This window comes from Pseudomonas granadensis (genome assembly GCF_900105485.1).
Classification (GTDB): Bacteria; Pseudomonadota; Gammaproteobacteria; order Pseudomonadales; family Pseudomonadaceae; genus Aquipseudomonas; species Aquipseudomonas granadensis.
In genome coordinates this window covers 5,374,885-5,392,907 of sequence record NZ_LT629778.1, presented here as the reverse complement: position 1 = coordinate 5,392,907, position 18,023 = coordinate 5,374,885, and the positions used below count along the sequence as shown (strand labels likewise).

General features: G+C 61.1%; 18 protein-coding genes. 13 read left to right on the top strand and 5 right to left on the bottom strand.

What is annotated here, in order from left to right; all coding sequences use genetic code 11:
• Positions 1-179 precede the first annotated feature (179 nt).
• The gene (rpmB, locus tag BLU52_RS24115) at positions 180-413 is read left to right on the top strand and encodes a 50S ribosomal protein L28 (protein WP_007920377.1); all 234 of its coding nucleotides are present in this window, start codon (positions 180-182) and stop codon (positions 411-413) included.
• Between the two features lie 11 nt (positions 414-424).
• On the top strand, positions 425-580 hold the full coding sequence (gene rpmG, locus BLU52_RS24110) for a 50S ribosomal protein L33 (RefSeq protein WP_003177274.1): 156 nt from the start codon (positions 425-427) through the stop codon (positions 578-580).
• Positions 581-760: 180 nt separating this feature from the next.
• Here rpmG and BLU52_RS24105 read toward each other — a convergent pair whose 3' ends face one another.
• Positions 761-1,123: a cupin domain-containing protein gene (locus tag BLU52_RS24105; protein WP_090287508.1), complete on the bottom strand. Its 363-nt coding sequence runs from the start codon at positions 1,121-1,123 to the stop codon at positions 761-763.
• Between the two features lie 235 nt (positions 1,124-1,358).
• Between BLU52_RS24105 and BLU52_RS24100 the strand changes: the two genes are divergently transcribed.
• A complete protein-coding gene (locus BLU52_RS24100) occupies positions 1,359-2,852 on the top strand; it encodes an aldehyde dehydrogenase (RefSeq protein WP_090287506.1) in 1,494 nt (497 codons plus the stop codon).
• Between the two features lie 189 nt (positions 2,853-3,041).
• Complete coding sequence (locus tag BLU52_RS24095) at positions 3,042-4,187, top strand: MFS transporter (protein WP_090287504.1); 1,146 nt, start codon at positions 3,042-3,044, stop codon at positions 4,185-4,187.
• A gap of 119 nt (positions 4,188-4,306) precedes the next feature.
• Here BLU52_RS24095 and BLU52_RS24090 read toward each other — a convergent pair whose 3' ends face one another.
• Positions 4,307-5,875: a phospholipase D family protein gene (locus BLU52_RS24090; RefSeq protein ID WP_090287502.1), complete on the bottom strand. Its 1,569-nt coding sequence runs from the start codon at positions 5,873-5,875 to the stop codon at positions 4,307-4,309.
• A 282-nt stretch (positions 5,876-6,157) separates the two neighbouring features.
• Here BLU52_RS24090 and BLU52_RS24085 point away from each other — a divergent pair, with 282 nt between their 5' ends.
• From BLU52_RS24085 to BLU52_RS24070, 4 genes are all read left to right on the top strand, one after another.
• On the top strand, positions 6,158-6,808 hold the full coding sequence (locus tag BLU52_RS24085) for a DUF1120 domain-containing protein (RefSeq protein ID WP_090287500.1): 651 nt from the start codon (positions 6,158-6,160) through the stop codon (positions 6,806-6,808).
• 100 nt (positions 6,809-6,908) lie between these two features.
• On the top strand, positions 6,909-7,619 hold the full coding sequence (locus tag BLU52_RS24080) for a fimbria/pilus chaperone family protein (protein ID WP_090287498.1): 711 nt from the start codon (positions 6,909-6,911) through the stop codon (positions 7,617-7,619).
• A 5-nt stretch (positions 7,620-7,624) separates the two neighbouring features.
• Positions 7,625-10,045: a fimbria/pilus outer membrane usher protein gene (locus BLU52_RS24075; protein ID WP_090287497.1), complete on the top strand. Its 2,421-nt coding sequence runs from the start codon at positions 7,625-7,627 to the stop codon at positions 10,043-10,045.
• A 13-nt stretch (positions 10,046-10,058) separates the two neighbouring features.
• On the top strand, positions 10,059-10,580 hold the full coding sequence (locus BLU52_RS24070) for a DUF1120 domain-containing protein (protein WP_157720718.1): 522 nt from the start codon (positions 10,059-10,061) through the stop codon (positions 10,578-10,580).
• Here the strand turns inward: BLU52_RS24070 and BLU52_RS24065 are convergent.
• Positions 10,577-11,998: an aminotransferase-like domain-containing protein gene (locus tag BLU52_RS24065; protein WP_090288672.1), complete on the bottom strand. Its 1,422-nt coding sequence runs from the start codon at positions 11,996-11,998 to the stop codon at positions 10,577-10,579. The genes BLU52_RS24070 and BLU52_RS24065 overlap by 4 nt on opposite strands.
• Before the next feature lie 176 nt (positions 11,999-12,174).
• Between BLU52_RS24065 and BLU52_RS24060 the strand changes: the two genes are divergently transcribed.
• Positions 12,175-12,417, top strand: coding sequence for a DUF1127 domain-containing protein (locus BLU52_RS24060; RefSeq protein WP_090287492.1), 243 nt, complete (start codon positions 12,175-12,177; stop codon positions 12,415-12,417).
• A 142-nt stretch (positions 12,418-12,559) separates the two neighbouring features.
• On the opposite strand, the gene BLU52_RS24055 is transcribed toward BLU52_RS24060, so the two are convergent.
• The gene (locus BLU52_RS24055; RefSeq protein WP_090287490.1) at positions 12,560-13,870 is read right to left on the bottom strand and encodes an NAD(P)/FAD-dependent oxidoreductase; all 1,311 of its coding nucleotides are present in this window, start codon (positions 13,868-13,870) and stop codon (positions 12,560-12,562) included.
• A 144-nt stretch (positions 13,871-14,014) separates the two neighbouring features.
• Here BLU52_RS24055 and BLU52_RS24050 point away from each other — a divergent pair, with 144 nt between their 5' ends.
• Positions 14,015-14,368, top strand: coding sequence for a YkgJ family cysteine cluster protein (locus BLU52_RS24050; protein ID WP_090287488.1), 354 nt, complete (start codon positions 14,015-14,017; stop codon positions 14,366-14,368).
• Positions 14,369-14,497: 129 nt separating this feature from the next.
• Here the strand turns inward: BLU52_RS24050 and BLU52_RS24045 are convergent, their stop codons facing one another.
• The gene (locus BLU52_RS24045; RefSeq protein WP_010465173.1) at positions 14,498-14,986 is read right to left on the bottom strand and encodes an Lrp/AsnC ligand binding domain-containing protein; all 489 of its coding nucleotides are present in this window, start codon (positions 14,984-14,986) and stop codon (positions 14,498-14,500) included.
• Positions 14,987-15,140: 154 nt separating this feature from the next.
• Here BLU52_RS24045 and dadA point away from each other — a divergent pair, with 154 nt between their 5' ends.
• The 3 genes from dadA to alr all read left to right on the top strand — a co-directional run bounded on the left by dadA (position 15,141) and on the right by alr (position 17,938).
• Complete coding sequence (gene dadA / locus BLU52_RS24040) at positions 15,141-16,445, top strand: D-amino acid dehydrogenase (protein ID WP_090287486.1); 1,305 nt, start codon at positions 15,141-15,143, stop codon at positions 16,443-16,445.
• Positions 16,417-16,770, top strand: coding sequence for a RidA family protein (locus tag BLU52_RS24035; RefSeq protein WP_090287484.1), 354 nt, complete (start codon positions 16,417-16,419; stop codon positions 16,768-16,770). Before dadA ends, BLU52_RS24035 begins: the two co-directional genes overlap by 29 nt.
• Positions 16,771-16,864: 94 nt before the next feature.
• A complete protein-coding gene (alr, locus tag BLU52_RS24030; RefSeq protein ID WP_090287483.1) occupies positions 16,865-17,938 on the top strand; it encodes an alanine racemase in 1,074 nt (357 codons plus the stop codon).
• Positions 17,939-18,023: the final 85 nt, after the last annotated feature.

Below are 18,023 nucleotides of genomic sequence, written 5' to 3'. Positions count from 1 at the left end.
TGTTGTTGCACCCCGGTCTTTCTGGTATAAAGCAGCGCTCTTTTCTAGGGGCCCGGTTCCTTCACTGTAGGTGTAGCCGGTAAGACCTCTAAAGAAACGCGGCGCCTGGCGCCAAATGACTGAGAGATTAAGCGGCCAACCCATGCCGGGTTGGGCATGTGGTTTTAGAGGGCTGAGGCATGTCGAGAGTATGTCAAGTTACCGGTAAGGGTCCGGTGACTGGGAATAACATTTCCCACGCAAACAACAAAACCCGTCGTCGTTTCCTGCCGAACCTGCAGCATCACCGCTTCTGGGTTGAAGAAGAGAAACGTTTTGTGCGTCTGCGCGTATCTGCCAAAGGCATGCGTATCATCGACAAGCGTGGCATCACTGTCGTGCTCGCCGAACTTCGCCGCGATGGCAAGATTTAAGGGAGCTAATCATGCGTGAATTGATTCGTTTGATCTCGAGCGCCGGTACTGGTCACTTCTACACTACCGACAAGAACAAGCGTACTACCCCGGACAAAATCGAGATCAAGAAATATGATCCGGTTGTTCGCAAGCACGTGATCTACAAGGAAGGCAAAATCAAGTAATTGATTTTTCCCGACTTACAAAAAAGGCCCGTATCGTGAGATGCGGGCCTTTTTTGTTGCCTTCAAATTGTATTGCCTGTCAGGGCCTCATCGCGAGCAGGCTCACTCCTACAATTGGAATGCGGTCACCTGTAGGAGTGAGCCTGCTCGCGATAGGGCCGGATCAGCCGACGAAAATTTTCAAGCCTTCTGTTCAAAGATCACATAAATCTTGCGGCAGGCTTCCAGCACTTCCCACGTCCCGCGAAACCCCGCTGGAATCACAAAGCGATCGCCGACACGCAAGGTCTTGGCATTTCCGTCGCTGTCTCGCAGCACCGAAACGCCCTGCAGAATCTCGCAATACTCATGCTCGGTGTAATTCACCGTCCACTGGCCCACCGCACCTTCCCAAACGCCCGCGCCCATCTGGCCACAGGGACTTTCGTATTGATGGAACACGGCTTGTTCAGGATCGCCCTTGAGCACTTTGGCCGGGTCCGGGCGATAGCGTTCGGCTTCGCTGCCGGTCAGGCTGATGTCGACGACGTTCTCGATGTTCATTGTTGTTTTCTCCGGTGATGACGGCGCGTGGACTGGAATGGGCGAAAGTCTATGTTTATTAAATTGAACACTGCAAGGCCGTATGGCCGGCTTATGTCAAATATATTGAAACAAACCCGGTCGCTGGTTTAGGGTGGCGGATGCCTTGGGCCGACATGCAGGCTGGCCGGGCAGTATTCTTGATGAACGCCGCAGTGCTTGTGGCGTTCGTATTCAATAAGAGGAGGACACCCGAATGACCACCCTGACTCGTGCCGACTGGGAACAACGCGCCCGCGACCTGAAGATCGAAGGCCGCGCCTACCTCAATGGCGAATACACCGACGCCGTTTCCGGCGAAACCTTCGAATGCATCAGCCCGGTCGACGGCCGTCTGCTCGGCAAGATCGCCAGCTGTGACGCCGCCGACGCCCAGCGCGCTGTGGAGAATGCCCGCGCCACGTTCAATTCCGGCGTGTGGTCGCGCCTGGCGCCAAGCAAACGCAAAGCCACGATGATCCGTTTTGCCAGCCTGCTCAAGCAGCACGCTGAAGAACTGGCCCTGCTCGAAACGCTCGACATGGGCAAGCCGATCAGCGACTCGCTTTACATCGATGTGCCGGGCGCAGCGCAAGCGCTGAGCTGGAGCGGCGAAGCGATCGACAAGATCTACGACGAAGTCGCCGCCACGCCGCACGATCAACTGGGACTGGTGACCCGCGAGCCTGTCGGCGTGGTCGGCGCCATCGTGCCGTGGAACTTCCCGCTGATGATGGCTTGCTGGAAACTCGGCCCGGCGCTGTCGACCGGTAACTCGGTGATCCTCAAGCCATCGGAAAAATCGCCGCTGACCGCCATCCGCATCGCCGCGCTGGCTGTCGAAGCCGGTATTCCCAAAGGCGTGCTCAACGTACTGCCGGGCTACGGCCACACCGTTGGCAAGGCGCTGGCCCTGCACAACGATGTCGACACGCTGGTGTTCACCGGTTCGACCAAGATCGCCAAGCAACTGATGATCTACTCCGGTGAATCGAACATGAAGCGCGTCTGGCTGGAAGCCGGCGGCAAGAGCCCGAACATCGTGTTCGCCGACGCACCGGATCTGCAAGCCGCTGCCGAATCCGCTGCCAGCGCCATCGCCTTCAACCAGGGCGAAGTGTGCACCGCCGGTTCGCGTCTGCTGGTCGAGCGTTCGATCAAGGACAAATTCCTGCCGATGGTGATCGAGGCGCTGAAAACCTGGAAGCCGGGCAATCCGCTGGACCCGGCAACCAACGTTGGCGCGCTGGTCGATACCCAGCAGATGAACACCGTGCTGTCGTATATCGAATCCGGCCACAGCGACGGCGCCAAACTGGTGGCTGGTGGCAAGCGCATCCTTCAGGAAACAGGCGGTACGTATGTCGAGCCGACGATTTTCGACGGCGTGAGCAATGCGATGAAGATTGCTCAAGAAGAAATCTTCGGCCCGGTGCTGTCGGTCATCGCTTTCGACAGCGCTGAAGAAGCCATTCAGATCGCCAACGACACGCCATACGGTCTGGCCGCGGCGGTGTGGACGCAGGACATCTCCAAGGCACACCTGACCGCCAAGGCTCTGCGTGCCGGTAGCGTGTGGGTCAACCAGTATGACGGCGGCGACATGACCGCACCGTTCGGCGGCTTCAAGCAGTCAGGCAACGGCCGCGACAAGTCGCTGCATGCGTTCGACAAGTACACCGAACTGAAAGCGACCTGGATCAAGCTGTAAGCCGTTAACGGAAGCCCGGGCACACCGGGCTGCCTGACGAAACAGAGATCCCCTGTGGGAGCGAGCCTGCTCGCGAAAGCGGTGTATCAGTCAGCCTACATGCTGAATGTGAAACCGATTCGCGAGCAGGCTCGCTCCCACATTGGTTTTGTACGGTGTCTATGAAAACTATCCACAGGAGCGTGGAACATGCGGTGGGCGACGTATTTCGCCGTGTTGGCGTCTGTCTTGAGTGTCGGCCTGGCCCTGGGCGTGAGCATGCCGTTGGTGTCGCTGCGTCTTGAAGGCTGGGGCTACGGCGCTTTCGCCATCGGCGTGATGGCGGCGATGCCGGCGATCGGCGTGTTGTTGGGGGCGAAGGTTTCCAGCCATCTCGCCGCGTATTTCGGCACGGCGAATCTGATGCGCTTGTGCCTGTGGGCCGGAGCCTTGTCGATCGGCCTGCTGGCGTTGCTGCCGAGTTATCCGGTCTGGCTGCTGCTGCGCCTGCTGATCGGGGTGATTCTGACCATCGTGTTCATCCTCGGCGAAAGCTGGATCAATCAACTGGTGGTCGAGCAGTGGCGCGGGCGCCTGGTCGCGTTGTATGGCAGCAGTTATGCGCTGAGCCAACTGTCGGGGCCGTTGCTGTTGGGTGCGCTCGGCACTGAGCATGACTACGGTTTCTGGGTCGGTGTTGGCTTGCTGAGCGTATCGCCGTTGTTGTTGCTCGGGCGCAGTGGGGCGCCCAGCAGTGAAGCGAGCAGCGTGACCTTCGTCGACCTGTGGGGCTTCGCCCGCGAGCTGCCGGCGATCGCCTGGGCGGTGTCGTTGTTCGCCGCGTTCGAGGCAATGATCCTGACGTTGCTGCCGGTGTATTGCCTGCAACAGGGTTTCACTGCGGAAATTGCCTTGGCCATGGTCAGCACCGTGGTAGTCGGCGATGCGCTGTTGCAATTGCCGATTGGCGCCTTGGCCGATTATCTGTCGCGGCGCACATTGTTCGCCGGCTGTGCTGTGGTGTTGATGCTCTCGAGTCTGGCGATTCCGCTGCTGCTCGACACGCTGCTGATCTGGCCGTTGTGGGTACTGTTCGGTGCCAGTGCTGGCGGGCTGTTCACGCTGTCACTGATTCTGATCGGCGAGCGTTATCGCGACGATGCGCTGGTGCGCGCCAACGCGCACATCGCGCAGCTGTGGGGGATCGGTTGCCTTGTCGGGCCGCTGGCCGCGGGGGCGGGCAGTCAATGGATCAATGGGCATGCGTTGCCGCTGTTGATGGCGGCGGGGGCGTTTGGCCTGGTGCTTTTGCTGTTGCGCCAAGGCGCCTTTGGCACAACGGCAGAAACTGCCTGAACACATCCCTTGTGAGCGAGCCTGCTTGCGAAAGCGGTGCATCAGGCAGCTCATTTGCTGGATGTGAAACCACTTTCGCGAGCAGGCTCGCTCCCACAGGGGATTACCGTCAGCCGGGATCAAAGCATGCGCTCAAGGCCCACGCTGGTGCTGAACCACGAATTGAAGCGCCGCCACCAACTTCCCGGTTCCTTGGTCAGCGTGTGCATCTGGCCGTTGTCCTCGGTGACCCAGACGACCTTGCCGTTTTCCAGTTTCGCCTGGTAACTCAGGTTCGGCGCCATGCCTTGCAGCGCCAGTACGCGCACATGCTCGGCCAGTTCCGGGCTGTCGACCAGTACGCCGACTTCGGTGTTCCATAGCACTGAGCGCGGGTCGAAGTTGAACGAGCCGATAAACGATTTGCGTCGATCAAAGATCATCGCCTTGCTGTGCAGGCTGGAATCCGAGCCGCGATACGACTTGCTGTAGAACAGTCGCGGGCCACTGCCGTAGTTATCCCCGGGCTGGCGCCGCAGTTCATACAGTTTCACGCCGTGCTCCAGCAAGGCTTTGCGATACGGCGCATAGCCGCCATGCACTGCCGGGACATCGGTAGCCTCCAGCGAGTTGGTCAGCAGATTCACCGAAACCCCGGCGTCGGCGCGTCCGGTCAGGTAGACCAGCCCCGGTTGACCCGGCACGAAATACGCCGAAATCATGATCAGCTCTTTGCTCACTCCGGTCAGTTCCGGCGCCAGCTGCGTGGTCAGCAGCAGGTGCGGATCAGGCTCGCCCTTGGACAGCACCTTGCTCGGTGCATCCCACAACGCCTGATTCCACGCCCAGATCAGCTCTTTGCGCCAGATGTCCATGCGCGGGTCGGTCTTGAACTTCATCAACTGTTGATACAGCGCGTGATTCTGTTTGCGCGTTTCTTCCAGCGATTCTTCCAGGCGCGTGCGGGTGTTCTGCAGGTCCGCGGCGCTCGGTCTGGCGGAGAGAAATTCCTCGATCGGTTTGCTCAGCGCGCTGTTCCAGTACTGATCGAAGCTGTGTCCGAGCTGCTCGGCAACCGGTCCGATGCTGAGCATGTCGATGTCAGTAAAATTCAGGTTGGGTTCGGCATCGAAATACTCATCGCCCAAGTTGCGCCCGCCGACAATGGCCGCGCTGTTGTCCGCCAGCCATAACTTGTTGTGCATGCGCCGGTGTTGCACGGACAGGTTGAACAGCCGTCCCGCCGCACGCGTGACGCCGGTGCTGCGGCCCAGATGCAAAGGGTTGAACAAGCGAATCTGGATCTGCGGATGCGCCGCCAGCGTGGCGATGATCTGATCGAGCCCGTCGCTGGTGGTGTCGTCGAGCAGAATGCGCACGCGCACGCCCCGGTCGGCGGCCTTGAGCACTTCCTCCACCAGCATGCGTGTGCTGATGCCGTCGTGGACGATGTAGTACTGCAAGTCGAGGCTGGTCTGGGCGTTGCGAATCAGCTCGGCGCGGGCGGTAAACGCTTCACCGCTGTCAGACAACAGGCGAAACCCCGATTGCCCCTGGTAGGGCGCGGCCTGAGCCTGAATCGAACGGCCGAAAGCCGAGTCCGCCGCCGGTAAGGCCTGGCTCGGCTCGCGCGGCACATCGAGCGTGGCACAGCCATTCAAGAGCAAAGCGAGTAGCGCTGCAGCGATCAGTTTCTGTCCTGGAATCACGTGGCGGTCTCGGGTCGTGACGGAGGGTGAAGTATGGCATGGGCATCGCTGCCTTGAATTCGATCAGTGGGCGCTGCAAGGCAGCAGCGCGCAATGTTTTGTCATCAAGAAGTAGGAAATAGTTTCTCAGCATCAATCGCCTATGAGTCAGGTCGATTTTTCCCCATTCAAGCGAAGGTTTTTCCTACAGATTTGTCCTCCAAAAGCCGCAATTATCCGCCTGCTTACTTACGTGAGAAGTCAGTAGGAAGCTTTTTGTTAATGACATGGAAGATACGGCTTATGAAAAACAACCACCGGCTCGTCGTTCTCGCTGCCGCCTTGCTACCCTCGCTGGCGATGGCGGAGAGCGTTGACCTGAACGTCATCGGCACCATTATCCCGACCTCTTGCATCCCGGCCTTTGCCGGGGGCGGCACGGTAGACCTGCGCAAGATTTCCGCGGCCACGCTTAACCCAACCACACAAACTCTGCTGCCGGAGCGGGACATCTCGCTGCACATCAATTGCGACGCTCCAGCCCCGGTCGAAGTGTCGGTTCGCGATAACCGTGCAGCGACCAAATTGCCGGGTATCAGCGATGGCACCGGTCAAACCGATCCGGTGCTGTTCTTCGGGCTTGGCGCAATCAATGGCACCCGGATTGGCGGATTCGCTTTACGTCATGGCACGCCGGAGGCCGACGGAACAGGGCGCGCACTGCTGACCCGCACTCTCGCAGCGCCAGCGTGGCGTGTACCTGCCAGTTCGCTGGTGAGCAATGCCCCTGCGCTGTATTCCTGGGGTATCAATGCCGCAACGGGGCCTGTTGCCGCTCGGCATCACGGCTTTCCGATGAGCTTGCTGCCTATCATTGGCGCGAGTAACAACTTGCCGATCGCCAACGAGATCCCGCTCGACGGCTCGGTGACCTTCGACATGTTCTACCTCTGAGCGCCGAGCCCGGCGGCCACCAGGGCGCCGGGCTTTTCCTTCCGACAGGAACACGCCGGCAGCGCCGGAACCGTGGCCTGGAATTTTCCGGTATTTACCGATGCCCCTTTCATTCCAACCTGCTTTGATGCAGGTCTCCCTGTGGTTGTTCGCCGGTCTGTCGATGTCGCTTGCGCAAGGCGCCGGCATGGTTCCGCAAACGCCGGTACTGGTCGTCGAGCAGAGCCTCGGCGAAGCCGTCATGAACGTCCGCAACACCGATGCTCATCCGGCGCTTCTGTACACCACCGTCGAAAACACTGAATCGGACGATGAGGTCCTTCTGGTTTTCACTCCCCCTGTTGCACGTGTCGAGGCTGGCCAGGTTCAGCAGGTACGGTTCCTTCTGCAGAGCGCTCAGCCCTTGCAGACCGAACGTTTGAAACGGGTGATTTTCGAAGGCATCAACCCGGTTGCAGCCGCAGGTGGGGCGCGTGTCAGCCTCGGCGTGCGGCAAAACCTGCCGGTGATCCTGCGTCCGGCCGGATTGCCCGTCGAGCGTGAGCCGTGGAAACGCCTCGTCTGGACCGTCACGCAGGATGGCTTGCACGTTCACAATCCCAGTCCCTACGTGGTTCGACTCGGCAAAGCGGTTACACCGTTGCCCGGCTCAAGCCCGGTCGAACTGCCGCGCACCTATATTCTGCCGGGCGAGAGACTGCAACTCGATTTGCCTCTGAGTTCGTTGGCACAGGTGTCGTCGGTGCGGATATTCCCGGCGACCACTTACGGTTTTGCTGTCGACGATCATATTGCCCCGGTGACACGTTGAACTGGATGTGCATCGCCGGATCATTGCTGGCGCTGGGTGGCTGCGGGTGGCGCGTGGCGATGGCGGCAGAACCGGTGACGTTCGACGTTGAAGTGCTCAGGGATCGCGGAGTCGATCCGGCCCTGGCGGAGTATTTTCGTGATGCTGCGCGTTTTACTCAGGGTGTGCATGCCGTCGTGCTTGAAGTCAACGGACAGCCAAAGGGCCGTGTGCAAATGACGTTCAACGATGTGGGCGAGTTGTGTCTGGGGAAGCAATGGTTAACGGCTGCCGGAGTGCGTCTGCCCGCGTCTGCGCCGCTGGCGTCAGGGTCGTGTGTGACTGCCGCACAGGGTTTCCCCGCGGCCGTCGTGCAGTTGAACCCCGGCAGTCAGCAGGTCCGGTTACTGGTGCCTACCGATACGCTCGCTGAGCCCGAGCCGTCGCAGCGCAGCTTTGCCAATGGCGGCGTGGCCGGTGTGTTGAATTACGATCTGCTGATGGCCGGAAGTCAATTCGACGGGCAGACCAGCAACTATCGCAGCCTGAGTTCGGAAGCCGGCTTGAATGCCGGCGACTGGGTGCTGCGCAGTCGCCAGTCATTTACGGCATTGCCCGACAGCTCGCGGTTCGAGCACCTCTACGCCTATGCGATGCACACGCTGGAAGATCACGAGGCCAGCCTTCAGATCGGTCAGCTCAACCTGGCATCGTCGCTGTTTGCCGGTGAGTCGTTCACGGGCGTACAGGTTTTTCCTGAAGCAGCCTTCGCCCGACTCGATGCCGCCCGCAACGGCGCCCGTGGCCAAGTGGACGGGGTTGCTTACTCACCGTCCCGTATCGAGGTCCGCCAGAACGGCGTGGTGATCTATACGACGATGGTGCCAGGCGGGCCTTTTACCTTGCGCGCGCTGCCGTTGTTGAGCAATCAGCTCGATCTGGAGGTAGCGGTGCATGAGCAGGATGGTCAGGTGCGACGTTTTCGGGTGCCGGCGGCGAGTCTGCAAGCGGCGCAGTCTGACGCCCCCGAGGGTTTCAATCTGGCGCTGGGCCGGGTCCGCCGTCTGTCAGCGGATAACCGTGAGGCGCCGACATTCGCGGCGTTCAGCAAAGACTGGGAAATGCGCCGAGGCCTGCGTGCAACCGCTGGTGCGCTCGCGGGCGACGCTTACCTTTCCGCCGGTTGGGGGCTGCAACAACAGTGGTCGGGGCCGATCACGCTGGGGCTGCGCCAAGTGGTGTCGGAACAGCGCGCGGCGGGTCTTGCTGGTGATCAATTGCAGCTGACGTTCAGCGCGCCTTTGGCGGCCAATCTCTCGGCAAGTCTGGTCGCAGTGCGCCAGAGCCGGGACTTTCGCACCTTGTCAGATACCGGCTGGAATCAGCGGCGGCATCAGGCCGAGTCGCGCAAACGCGATCACTGGGTGTTTTCGCTCAATGGCGCCACCGATGACTGGGGAGCCTTTGGCGCAAGCTGGTCGCGTTATTCGAGTATGGGCGAAGCACCGGTGTCGCAGTTGGGGTTGTCATGGTCACTGACGCTGCCGCAGCGCGTCAGCTTGTCACTGAGCGTGGAGCGAGGCGTCGGTGGTGACGAGGAATATCGTCAGGGCCGCGCGGCTTACCTGACCGTGGGCGTTCCGCTGGGCGGGCAAGGCCGGTTGCGCGGGTACGTGCGCAGTGACGAGCGCTCAGGCACGCGCCAAGGGCTGGCCGTGAGCGCTGCGGTCAGCGAAACCCTGGCCTACACCGTCAATGCCGAACACCGTGATAACGCATCGGCTGCGGTGGCTGGCCGAATCAATGCCTTGCCGCGCTATACCAGCCTGGATGTGGGGCTAGGACAGCGCGCCGGTGCGACGGAATACGATCTGGGCTTGCGCGGCGGCGTGTTGCTGCACCGCGATGGCGTCACGCTGTCACCCTATGCGCTACGTGACACGGTGGGGGTGCTGAAGGCGGGCGAGCGTTCCGGAGTGCGGCTGCAAACGCCCCAAGGCCCCGTCTGGACGGATGGCGCGGGGCGCGCAGTGGCGGCGAACCTGCCAGCCTATTCTTTGGCACGGCTTGAAGTCGATCCACTGGGGCTGCCGCGTAATGTCGAAGTTCTCAACGGGGTGCAGGAGGTGACCGCCGCCCGAGGTTCGGTGCAGCACCTGGACTTTTCCCTGGTTACCGTCCGGCGTCTGTTGCTCAAGGCGCGGTCGCAGGATCGCCAATGGTTGCCCAGAGGCTTGAGCGTACTGGATGCGCAGGGTGAGTACCTGACGTCCGTGATGGACGCCGGGGCGATTTTTTTGCCGGATATCCAACCAGGGCAGGTGTTGCGCGTGAAGTTATCCGACAGCAGCCACTGCGTTTTGCATTTCCCCCTGAGTGAATCGCCCGGTGAGGCTACGCAAATTGAAACCGTTGAGGCGATCTGTCGCCCTTCAAATCTGTCCTGACCGAGTGCCTGCCATGAAGCCCCGGATTATTGCCGTACTTGCGGCCTGTCTCGCCTGTGCCTCGGCATCGGCGAACGATACGTGTGAGGTGGATCTATCGCCGGCGACCGTGGATTACGGCGCAATCACCCGCTCCGAACTCTTGCGTTCTGCTTCAGTGAAGGGCGCGGGATTTGGCCTGCGCAACGTGCATTTGCGTGTTCATTGCCCGCAAGCTCGCCCGATCAAGTGGTCGTTTGTCGCGCCGGCGGCAGACTCTCGGCGCTATCGCTGGGAGGCTGGCACGTTGCAAGTGCGCATCGTCGCAGCACGCCTCGATGGTGTGGCGGTGCAGTGGCGCCTGGAAAACGGGCAGCCCCTTGAAGCGAATCTGTTATCGCCGGGCGCACGTATCGTGCCCTGGAGTGGCGCGGCTGTTGCGCAGGGACGTTTTTTGCAAGTGGAGTTTGAGATCGATGCCCAGGTGGAAGATGCCTCAAGCCGGGTTGCCGACCTGAGGCGTTTCGAGGGCAACGGAGCGTTTCAGATCGATTAGTCGGACTCGGTCAGCAGTTTGATCGCTGTCGCCCCGACCCTGCGCACCGCTTCTTCGATCTGTGCCGTTGGTTTGGCAGCGTAGTTCATCCGCAGGCAATTACGGTATTTGCCTGAGGCGGAAAAGATGCTGCCGACGGCAATCTGTACGCCCTGATCGTGCAGCGCGCGATTCAGTTTCAGCGTGTCGAAGCCTTCCGGCAACTCGACCCAGAGCATGAAGCTGCCCTGCGGGCGGCTGGCGCGGGTGCCGGCGGGAAAATAGCGCGTGACCCAGTCGATCATTGCATCGCGATTGCGCTGGTACTGCATGCGCATGCGCCGCAAGTGCGGCTCGAAGTGGCCGGCCTTGAGAAATTCGGCGATGGCAATCTGCGGTTGCGGCGCGGTCGAGCCGGTGCTGATGTATTTCATGTGCAGCACCCGCTCCAGATAGCGGCCGGGTGCGACCCAACCAATGCGCAGCCCCGGCGCCAGGGTCTTGGAAAACGAACTGCACAGCAATACACGGCCGTCCTCGTCGAAGGATTTGATCGTGCGCGGACGCGGGTAGGAATACGCCAGCTCGCCATACACATCGTCTTCGATGATTGCCACGTCAAAGCGTTGCGCCAGCGTCAGCAGCGCACGCTTGCGCGATTCGGGCATGACGTAGCCGAGCGGGTTATTGCAGTTGGGCGTCAGTTGAATGGCTTTGATCGGCCACTGCTCGAGTGCCAGTTCCAGCGCGTCGAGGCTGATACCGGTGAGCGGGTCGGTGGGAATCTCCAGGGCTTTCATGCCCAAACCTTTAAGCGTTTGCATGGCGCCGTGAAAGCTCGGCGAATCCACCGCGACGATGTCGCCCGGTTCGCAGATCGCATGGATGCTCGTGGACAGCGCCTCGTGGCAACCGGTGGTGATCACCAGATCGCCGGCGCTCAACTGGCAGCCGGAATCGAGCATCAGCCGCGCAATCTGCTCACGCAGTTCGAGGTTGCCGTGGATGTTGTCGTAATACAGACCGGGCATGTCCTGTCGGCGGCTGATCCGCGCCAGACCGCGCAGCAGCGGTTTCATCGTGGGTGAGCCAACGTCGGGCATGCCGCGACCCAATTGCACGACGTCCTTGCGCGGCACCGCGCGGATCAGTTCCAGCACCTGATCCCATTGCGAAATCTCCACCGGCCGTTGCGCCGGACGGCCCACGGCGGGCAACTCCGGCAGTTCACGGCCGACCGGGACAAAGTAGCCGGACTTGGGTTTCGGCGTGGCGAGGCCGCTGTCCTCGAGCATGCGATAGGCCTGCTGCACCGTGCTCAGACTCACCCCGTGCTCAACGCTCAAGGCGCGCACCGAGGGCAAGCGGTCGCCGGGCCGATAGAAACCCTGTTCGATGCGGGTGCCGAGCAATTCGGCGAGGTTTACATACAGAGTCATGGTGGCCTCGGTGCAGTTGAGCAAAAACCAGTACAGATGCGGCAAAAATTGATCATTCAGTCGGCAGATCAGCAAATCTGTATGGAGTTAATACAGGTTCTTTGCGTCTGTAATGGTTTTGCTCGCCCGCGCATCATGGAATCTCTGGCTACCCAAGTAAACAGGAGCGACAAAAAATGAACGGCTTGAGCGATGTGCGGCTGACGTTACACAGTCAGGAACTGGCGGCAGGGCAGAAGGAGCGGGCGCGCAATGAACTGCGCAATGCACCGTCCGGGCTGAGTCGCTGGGGTCTGTTGTGGCACCGTCTGCACACGCGCAAGGCGTTGCTGACGCTGACGACCGATCAGCTCAAGGACGTCGGCCTGACCCGTGAACAGGCTTTGGAGGAGGGGTTGAAGCCGTTCTGGCGGATCTGAGATCTGTATCGTCCTTGCGGACCTCATCGCTGGCAAGCCAGCTCCCACAGGTCTTCGAGTGAACACGAATGTAGTGAACACCTATGATCTCTGTGGGAGCTGGCTTGCCAGCGATGGCGACATCGGCGGCGCTGCGGGGCTGTCAGACCAATTCTTTGAGCCGATGCCACAACATCCCCAACGCCAGCAGCGGCGAACGCAAATGCTTGCCGCCCGGGAAGGTGATGTGCGGCACTTTGGCAAACAGATCAAAACCCCCACCCTGTTGCCCACTGATCGCCTCGGCCAGCAGCTTGCCCGCCAGGTGCGTGGCATTCACGCCGTGCCCGGAATAGGCCTGGGCGTAATACACATTCGGCTGATCGGTGAGCCGGCCAATCTGCGGCAAGCGGTTGGCGCCGATGCCGATCATCCCGCCCCACTGATAATCGATCTTCACCCCAGCGAGTTGCGGGAACACCTCAAGCATCTTCGGCTGCATATACGCGGCGATGTCTTTCGGATCGCGTCCCGAGTAATGGCAGGCGCCGCCGAACAGCAGGCGTCGATCCGCCGACAGTCGGTAATAATCCAGCGCGACACGCTGGTCGCAGACCGCCATGTTCTGCGGCAGCAGGTCGTGGGCCTGAGCTTCGCTCAACGGCTCGGTGGCGATGATGTAGCTGCCGGCCGGCAGGACTTTGCCGCTGAGTTGCGGGTTCAGATCATTCAGGTAGGCATTGCAGCCAAGCACCAGGGTCTTCGCCCGCACCGACCCTTGCGCCGTGTGGACCTTCACTTCGGCGCCATAATCGATGCGGATTACCGTCGACTGCTCGAACAGTTTCACGCCCATTTGCTGCGCCGCTGCGGCTTCACCGAGCGCCAGATTCAGCGGGTGCAGATGCCCGGAGCCCATATCGATCAAACCGCCGACGTAGCGTTTTGAGCCGACCACCGCGTGCATCTCGTTGGCTTGCAACAGTCGGGTTTCATAGCGGTAGCCAAGACTGCGCAGCTCTTCGGCCTCTTCGGCAAAACCTTGCAGATCAGCAGGCTTGTTGGCGAGGTCGCAGTAACCCCAAGTCAGATCGCAGCCGATCTGGAAACGCTCGACGCGCTGACGAACGATTTCCACCGCTTCCAGGCCCATGAGTTTCATCGCCCGCACGCCGTCGGTGCCGACAACGTTGGCGAATTGATCGAGGCCATGACCCACGCCGCGAATCAGCTGTCCGCCGTTGCGCCCGCTGGCGCCCCAGCCGATCTTGTTCGCTTCCAGGAGGACGACGCTGAACCCGCGTTCAGCCAATTCCAGCGCGGTGTTCAACCCGGAAAACCCGCCACCGACCACACAGACGTCGGCCAGCACTTCACCTTGCAGCCGCGGATGGTCTGGCTGCGGCAGGCTGCTGGCGGCGTAGTAAGAGGCGGCGTGGGGTTGGCTCGCGGAAGTGTGGGCGCGGGCGGTCATGGGCGTCATCCTGAGGCGGTGTCGAGAAAATTTGACGGAGCATAAGCCGCACGGCCGAGCACCGGCAACATCGGTCGGCCTACAGTGTCTGGCCCAGGTCTTTTGCGGCACAATTGCCGTCCATTCCCCTCGGGCACTGTTTCGATGAGCTGCAACAGTCAGAAAATCCGCACGTTGCGTCAGCAGATTCCCTCGTTCGAGTGCGTACCCGGCTGTCACGACTGCTGCGGGCCGGTGACCACGTCGCCCGAGGAAATGGCCCGACTGCCGCGCAAGACCCGCGCCGAGCAGGATGCGGCGATGCAAGAACTGAACTGCGTACACTTGGGGCCGAATGGCTGCACGGTGTATGAGGAACGGCCGTTGATCTGCCGGTTGTTTGGCACGACCAAAACGTTGCCTTGCCCGAATGAACGGCGGCCGGTGGAGCTGATTCATCCGCGGGTTGAGAAGCAGATTTTCGAGTACATGGCGGCGAATCGGCAGGTGTTGGTTTGACTCGATAAACCGAGTCGCCTGCATCGCTAGCAGGGCTAGCTCCCACAGAGTTCGCAGGTGTGCACATTATTTGTGTTCACCACGGAACCTGTGGGAGCCAACCTGCTGGCGATGGCTGCGGCACAATTTTCAGTCAGGAATCGGCAGGCACAGGCTCTCTTTGACTTCTTCCATGACGATATAGCTCTTCGATTCGCGCACATGCGGCAACTTGAGCAGGATGTCGCCGAGCAGTTTGCGGTACGAGGCCATCTCGGAAATCCGCGCCTTTACCAGATAGTCGAAATCCCCTGACACCAGATGACATTCCAGTACGTGGGGCAATTTCAGCACCGCGCGTCGGAACTCCTCGAAAGTGTCGCCGGATTTGTAGTCGAGGCTGATCTCGACGAACACCAGCAGGCTACCCTTCAAATGCTGCGGATTGAGCCGGGCGTTGTAGCCCATGATGATTCCTTCGCGCTCCAGACGGCGCACGCGCTCAGTGCAGGGCGTGGTGGAGAGGCCGACCTTTTCCCCGAGTTCAGTGAACGAAATGCGCCCGTCCGCCTGCAGGATCCGCAGGATGTTGCGGTCGATCTTGTCCAGCTCGCGCTTGGTCTGGGTGTTGGTCCGCATAGGGGATGCGCCTCCGTGAAAAGGGTTTTTGCCGAGAATTGTCGCCAAATATAGGCGCTTATATAGTGAAAAGCACTGGCATTTCTTTTTTACACTGCGCTCATCATTGCTCTTACAACACAGCTCGGCACAAAGCCGCGATGAGGGATTGAAAATGCGCGTCATGGTCTTGGGTAGCGGCGTCATCGGTACCGCCAGTGCTTACTATCTGGCCCGTGCCGGGTTTGAAGTGGTGGTGGTCGACCGGCAGCCGGCCGCGGCCATGGAGACCAGTTTCGCCAACGCCGGCCAGGTCTCGCCGGGCTACGCTTCGCCGTGGGCCGCGCCGGGCGTACCGCTCAAGGCCATCAAATGGCTGCTGCAACGCCACGCACCGCTGGCAATCAAGGCCACCGCGGACATCGACCAATACCTGTGGATGGCGCAGATGCTGCGCAACTGCACCGCCAGCCGTTATGCGGTGAACAAGGAGCGCATGGTGCGACTGTCCGAGTACAGCCGCGACTGCCTCGACGAATTGCGCGCCGAAACCGGCATTGCCTACGAAGGCCGCAGCCTCGGCACCACGCAGTTGTTCCGCACCCAGGCGCAACTGGATAACGCCGCCAAAGACATTGCCGTGCTGAAAGAGTCCGGCGTGCCGTTCGAAGTCCTCGATCGCGCCGGCATTGCCCGCGTCGAACCGGCGCTGGCCGGCGTCACCGATATTCTTGCCGGCGCCCTGCGCTTGCCGAACGACCAGACCGGCGACTGCCAGATCTTTACCACTCGTCTCGCCGACATGGCGCGCAAGCTGGGTGTGGAATTCCGCTTCGGCCAGGATATTCAGAAGCTCGACTACGCCGGTGATCGCATCAACGGCGTGTGGATCGACGGCAAGCTGGAAACCGCCGATCGCTACGTGCTGGCGCTGGGCAGCTATTCGCCGCAACTGCTCAAGCCGCTGGGCATCAAGGCCCCGGTCTATCCGCTCAAGGGCTACTCGCTGACCGTGCCAATCACCAACCCGGACATGGCGCCGACCTCGACCATCCTCGACGAGACCTACAAGGTTGCAATAACCCGGTTCGACAACCGCATCCGCGTCGGCGGCATGGCCGAGATTGCCGGTTTTGACCTGTCGCTGAACCCGCGTCGGCGCGAAACGCTGGAGATGATCGTCAACGACCTTTATCCTCAGGGCGGCAATCTGGCCGAGGCGAGTTTCTGGACCGGTCTGCGGCCGACCACGCCGGACGGCACGCCGATCGTTGGCGCCACGCCGTTCAAGAATCTGTTCCTCAACACCGGTCACGGCACCCTGGGTTGGACCATGGCGTGCGGTTCCGGGCGTTTGCTGGCCGATCTGATGGCGAAGAAAAAACCGCAGATCAGTGCCGAAGGCCTCGATATTTCCCGTTACGGCAACCAGACCCAGGAGTCCGCAAAACATGTCAATCCAGCGCCAGCTCACCAATGAGCGCATGAGTCAGATCGTCAGCCACAACGGTACGGTGTACCTGGCCGGGCAGGTCGGCGACGACTTCGAAGCCGGGATTGAACAGCAGACCCGCGACGTACTGGCCAATATCGAGCGCCTGCTCGATCTGGCCGGCACGGACAAACAGCATCTGCTCTCGGCGACGATCTACCTGAACGACATCGAGGCGCATTTTGCCGGAATGAACTCGGTGTGGGACCAGTGGCTGCCCAAGGGCGCCGCGCCGGCCCGTGCCACTGTCGAAGCAAAAATGGCCAAGCCGAGCATCCTCGTCGAGATCTCCATCGTCGCTGCGCTGCCATAAGCCGTAGCAAAGATCCCTCTCCCGGCGCTGTTGGCGGTTAACACCGTCAGTCGGCGCCGGTTTTTCTTCCATGACTGCCTAGAAGTCCGCCGCCATGCGTCCTGCCCGTGCCCTGATCGACCTTCAAGCCCTGCGCCACAACTACCGAATTGCCCGCGAAGTCACCGGCGCCAAGGCGCTTGCGGTGATCAAGGCTGACGCCTACGGCCATGGCGCGGTGCGCTGCGCCCAGGCGCTGGAAGCCGAGGCTGACGGGTTTGCCGTGGCGTGCATCGAAGAGGCGCTGGAGCTGCGCGCGGCCGGTATTCGTGCGCCTGTGCTGCTGCTGGAAGGTTTCTTCGAGGCGGATGAGCTGACGCTGATCGTCGAGCATGATTTCTGGTGCGTGGTGCATTCGCTGTGGCAGCTCGAAGCCATCGAACAGGCGGCGTTGAGCAAACCGATCACGGTTTGGCTGAAGCTTGACTCCGGCATGCACCGCGTCGGCCTGCATCCAAAAGATTATCCGGCTGCCTATCAGCGCCTGCTGGCCAGCGGCAAAGTGGCGAAAATCGTGTTGATGAGCCACTTCGCCCGTGCCGATGAGCTGCACGCGCAGAGCAGCAGCGAGCAGGTGGCTGTCTTCGAAGCGGCGCGTCAGGGCCTGGCGACGGAAGTCAGCTTGCGCAATTCGCCGGCGGTACTGGGTTGGCCGCAGATCCACAGCGACTGGGTGCGCCCCGGTATCATGCTCTACGGTGCGACACCGTTCGAAGAAGCCAACGCCGTGGCCGAACGTCTGCAACCGGTGATGACTCTGGAATCGAAAGTCATCAGTGTCCGTGAGCTGCCGGCCGGTGAGCCGATCGGCTACGGCGCGAAATTCATCACCGACAAGCCGATGCGCATCGGCGTGGTCGCCATGGGCTACGCCGACGGCTATCCGCGTCAGGCGCCAACCGGCACACCGGTGCTGGTGGCTGGCCAGCGCAGCCGTCTGTTGGGGCGCGTGTCGATGGACATGCTGTGCATTGACCTCACCGATGTGCCGGAGGCGGGCCTCGGTTCGACTGTCGAACTGTGGGGCAAGAACATCCTCGCCAGCGATGTGGCGACGTGGGCGGATACCATTCCGTACCAGATCTTCTGCAACCTGCGCCGGGTGCCAAGGCTCTATTCCGAGGCCTGACGCCTGCGCGGGGGCCAAGTGTTGTAAATACTGAACGCTGTCGCCATGATAACGCTCAATATTCTTACAACATCAGGAGGCTCCC